Origin of the sequence: Kitasatospora kazusensis, from assembly GCF_039529945.1 — a bacterium.
GTDB lineage: Bacteria > Actinomycetota > Actinomycetes > Streptomycetales > Streptomycetaceae > Kitasatospora > Kitasatospora kazusensis.
The window spans coordinates 1-3,948 of record NZ_BAAANT010000105.1 but is presented as its reverse complement, the minus strand read 5'-3'; the positions used below and the strand labels follow the sequence as shown (position 1 = coordinate 3,948).

Sequence of the window (3,948 nt, the reverse complement as noted above, 5' to 3'; positions counted from 1 at the left end):
CTCACAGCACATGACTACCGGGACCGGCCCTCCGCAGGCAGGTGAACGCTACTGCTTCACCCATCCGAGCGACATCACGAGTTCAACTTCAGTACTTTGCGGCCCTCAAGGTGCCCACCGGCGAGTCGGCGGTGGAGATCCCTCGGCACGTCCTTGAGGAGGCCGTCCGTGCTCTTGGATGGTGACCAGTGGCGCAGGCACTTCGACGGCTTTCAGCACGACGCCTTCCGGCTTGAGGCTCAGCCGACGTACACCATGCCCCGCGAGGCCGACAACGTCGCGCGCTTCCTGCGTGGTGAGTCGAAGCCCGCAGGCCACAACGCAGCCTGGCACACACGGGTGCGGGGCTTCGTGTCCGCCGGCCGAACCATCGGTCGCGTCCGGGTGGTGCGCCGGCCGCTCACCGACTATCAGCGTTATCAATTCGCATGGGGAATCCCCGGGAACATCGCAGCAGGGGAGAACATTCGAATCCTGGATGCCACCGATCAGGATTTCGGACTCCCGGATCAGGATTGGTGGATGTTCGACGACAGCTCCGTCGTCCAGCTGAACTTCCGCCCGGACGGGACGCAGATCAACCGGGAGCTGCTTGTCGGCAGGGCTGTCGAGCATCAGAGGCTGAAGAAGACGGCGATCGAGAATTCAGTGCCCTTCTTCGACTATCTGAAAGAGCACGGGTGACGCTCGATCCCGACCAGCTCGGCCGCTCCAGGCAGGATCTTGCCGAGATGCTGAGAAATCTGCGCCTGCAAGCCGGTCTCACGGGAGACCGGCTTTCAGTGCGTTGTGGTATCAGTCAGAGCAAAATCAGTAAGATCGAAACCGGCAGGGTAACAGCAAGCCTGGTCGACGTGGAGCGCATTCTGAGGGCGCTCGATGCGCCGAGGAGCGTGATCCGGGAGGTCGCATCACTCGCCAGGGTTGCGAATACCGAGTGGCAGGACAAGCGCTCGTCCTGGCGGCGGGGGATCGAAAAGCGACAGGCCGAGCTGTCGGCCCTGGAGGCCGGCGCCACAGAGCTGCGATACTTCCTGCCGGCGATGGTCACCGGCCTGCTGGCAACGCCCGAGTACGTGCGCGCCAGCCTGGGTCATTCCCCTGGTGACAAGACTGCTGTCGTCAGCAGAAAGATCGAACGTCAGGCGGTCCTTTACGACGAATCGAAGTCCTTCACGTTCCTCCTGACGGAACAGGCGGTCAGGTGGGCACTGCTCCCGCCTGCCGCGATGGCCGTGCAGATCGACCGTCTCGCTTCATTGACGTACCTCCCGTCCGTCCGCCTCGGGGTGATCCCGCACGGCCTGCTTCTGACTCGCGGACCGATGAATACATTCACGATCTACGATGACCGGCTGGCCACTGCCGAGACCTTCACGGGGCGCATCGTCTTTCAGGATCCGAGGGATATTCAGCAGTACGGCGAAATCTTCTCGGCATTCGAAGGGTGTGCGGTATTCGGCGAGGATGCCCGCCGTCAGCTCGGCGAGTGGTCCATGGCGTATCGCCGGTGATCTTTATTCATGGGCGGGAATACCGTTGTCGCACTGCTGGAAATTGCCCTAGCTTGGCATTCCGACCACCGGACGCCAGACGCCACGGAGTGCCGATGTCTGCAGCAGTGCGCCATGTTCCTGTCCGCCCACGCTACGCGGTCCAACCGCTGCCCAACAGGGTCGTCAGAGACAGCCCCTGCGTGGAAGCGTGGGGCGTGGTCGATCGCGGATACGCGGGTGAGGGGCCCTCATTCGTGCGCAGTCCGGAAACCGGCGGTCAGCTCCGGTTCCCCGGTATCCGGCCGGCACTGGAGTGGATCGGGACGCAGGTCGGGAAATGACCGACGCGTGGACCCCGCAGGAGGGGCAGACGGCCTACGACCGGCGTTCGGGCCGAGCCGTCAAGGTCATGTCGGTGCACGCGTTCGGCGTGTTCGTCCGGCCGCTCAAGGGCGGACGGGAGTCGATCACGAAGCTGCGCGACCTGATCCCGCCCGACGACCAACCGGGCGGCTTCAACTCGTGGTCGGCGAGCCGTGGTTGAAGCCGGTCGCTGCTTCGGCGTCAAGCGTGCCGCAGGGCCTCGCCGACACTGTCGGCCCGGCCCTGCGGCGTTGCGGCACGGGTGCCGACCAGGCGGGCGGGCAGGCCGGCCCAGATCTCGTTCGGGCCGGTGGAGGTGGTGAGCACGGCGTTGGCGCCCACCACGGTGCCGGCGCCGACGGTGAGCACGCCCCGCTTGCAGATGATCTTCGCGCCGGCGCAGACCACCACGCCGTCCTCCAGGACCACCCGCCGCATCGGGCTCAGCTCCTGCGGCACCCACGGGTCGGCCCGCCCGATGGTGACGCCGTTGTAGAGCGTGACGTCGGCGCCGAGCGTGGTGTACGGGTGCAGGACCGTCCCGAAGCCGCGGTGGAACACCGTCAGCCCGGGGCCGATCTCGGCCGCGGCCGGGACCTCGACCCCGTACAGCGCCAGGGCTTCCTGCACCACCCGCCCGAACAGGGGGTGGCGGCGGCGGTAGATCAGGGACGTCACCAGAGACATGCGGCACAGTGTGGCCGACGGTCCGCCGACAGTGGATCAAGGACGCGCCGGGCCTTCGGCGATGACGGCGGCTCCGGGGCACGGCTTGCCCCGGAGCCGCCGCCGCACCGCGCGCTGCCACTCACGGACCAGAGTGCGCGCCCGGAGCGCCCGGCGTGCGGAAGGCGCACGGGAGGCCTTCGCAAGCTGCGCCGTACGGGTGTACGGAGCCACCCTTCCGTGCTCCGGGGCCGGTCCGGCACGGCTTCACGGCCTGTCCGGTTCGGCACGGCTTCACGGCCGGTCCGGTCCGGCGGCGTCTTACGGAACCGCGGTGTCGTTCTTGATGGCGTCGAAGACCTGCTTGGACTTGACCGGGTCCCACTTGACCGCGGACTCGCCGGTCGAGGTGTGGTAGTCGGCGTTGCCGATCGGGACGGTGATGCTCTTCCCGCCGCCGCCGGTGACGGACTTCATCGCCATGAACAGCGAGCCCAGGTCGGTGAGCCCGGCGTCGTCGTCCACGATCAGCGTGCCCAGCCCCGAGCTGACCAGCGGGTAGAAGGTGAACGGGTTCAGCACCGTGGCCGGGGAGGCCGCCTGCTTGGCCAGCGCGCCCAGGAACTTCTGCTGGTTGCGCATCCGGCCGAGGTCCTGGTCGGCCATCTGGTGCCGCTGCCGGACGAAGGCCAGCGACTGGGCGCCGTTCAGCGTCTGGCAGCCGGCCTTCAGGTTGAGCCCCGAGTCCTTGTCGGAGATGGCCTGGTCGATGCACATGTCCACGCCGCCGACCGAGTCCACGATGCCCACGAACCCGGCGAAGCCGATCTCGGCGTAGTGGTCGATGTGGATACCCGTGTTGGTCTCGACCGTCTCCACCAGCAGCCGGCCGCCGCCGTTGTTGAAGGCCGCGTTGATCTTCGAGGTGGTGGCGGGGACGGTCCTGCCGCTGCCGTCGGTGTTCAGGTGGGCGGGGATCGGCACCCAGGAGTCGCGCGGGATGCTCATCAGGGTGTTACCGCCGTCGCCGATGTGCAGGATCATCATCGAGTCGCTGCGCTTGCCCGAGTCGGAACCCGTGTGCAGGGAGTCCTTCTGGCCGTCGGTCAGCCCGTCCCGGCTGTCCGAGCCGACGATCAGCCAGTTGGTGCCCTTCCCGGCGGCCGGGCGGCCCTGGTACGAGGCGAGCACGTTCTCGTGGTTGAGCTTGGAGTCGGCCCAGAAGTACGTGCCGACGCCGGTCACCAGCAGGGCGGTGACCACGGCGAGCGCGGCCACCTTGATCTTCCGGCGGCGCGGCCAGCGGGACCGGCCCGCGCCCGACGGCCGCACCGGCGCGCCGGGACCGCCCGGCTGGCCCGGCCGCCCGGGGCCACCGGGGCCACCGGGTCCGCCCGGCCCGCCGCCCGGCTGGCCGGTGCCC

General features: G+C 68.1%; 5 protein-coding genes. 3 read left to right on the top strand and 2 right to left on the bottom strand.

The features are described from left to right. Nucleotides 1-168 precede the first annotated feature (168 nt). The 3 genes from ABD330_RS32045 to ABD330_RS32035 all read left to right on the top strand — a co-directional run bounded on the left by ABD330_RS32045 (nucleotide 169) and on the right by ABD330_RS32035 (nucleotide 2,040). Nucleotides 169-684 carry a DUF6879 family protein gene (locus ABD330_RS32045; protein ID WP_344469833.1) on the top strand — a complete coding sequence of 172 codons (516 nt, stop codon included), beginning with the start codon at nucleotides 169-171 and terminating at the stop codon, nucleotides 682-684. Continuing rightward, nucleotides 681-1,514, top strand: a complete 834-nt coding sequence (locus ABD330_RS32040) for a helix-turn-helix domain-containing protein (RefSeq protein ID WP_344469832.1) — start codon at nucleotides 681-683, stop codon at nucleotides 1,512-1,514. Before ABD330_RS32045 ends, ABD330_RS32040 begins: the two co-directional genes overlap by 4 nt. A gap of 319 nt (nucleotides 1,515-1,833) precedes the next feature. Then, on the top strand, nucleotides 1,834-2,040 hold the full coding sequence (locus ABD330_RS32035; RefSeq protein WP_344469831.1) for a hypothetical protein: 207 nt from the start codon (nucleotides 1,834-1,836) through the stop codon (nucleotides 2,038-2,040). A gap of 20 nt (nucleotides 2,041-2,060) precedes the next feature. Here ABD330_RS32035 and ABD330_RS32030 read toward each other — a convergent pair whose 3' ends face one another. Beyond that, nucleotides 2,061-2,546 (bottom strand): serine O-acetyltransferase, encoded by a 486-nt coding sequence (locus ABD330_RS32030; RefSeq protein WP_344469830.1) that lies wholly within the window; start codon nucleotides 2,544-2,546, stop codon nucleotides 2,061-2,063. A gap of 300 nt (nucleotides 2,547-2,846) precedes the next feature. Further along, on the bottom strand, nucleotides 2,847-3,948 hold a 1,102-nt coding region (locus tag ABD330_RS32025; RefSeq protein WP_344469829.1), incomplete at its 5' end, for an LCP family protein.

What these genes read in the sequence shown, in the direction of transcription:
- ABD330_RS32030 (WP_344469830.1), bottom strand. Translation starts at nt 2,546, where the DNA reads ATGTCTCTGGTGACGTCCCTGATCTACCGCCGCCGCCACCCCCTGTTC.
- ABD330_RS32035 (WP_344469831.1), top strand. Translation starts at nt 1,834, where the DNA reads ATGACCGACGCGTGGACCCCGCAGGAGGGGCAGACGGCCTACGACCGG.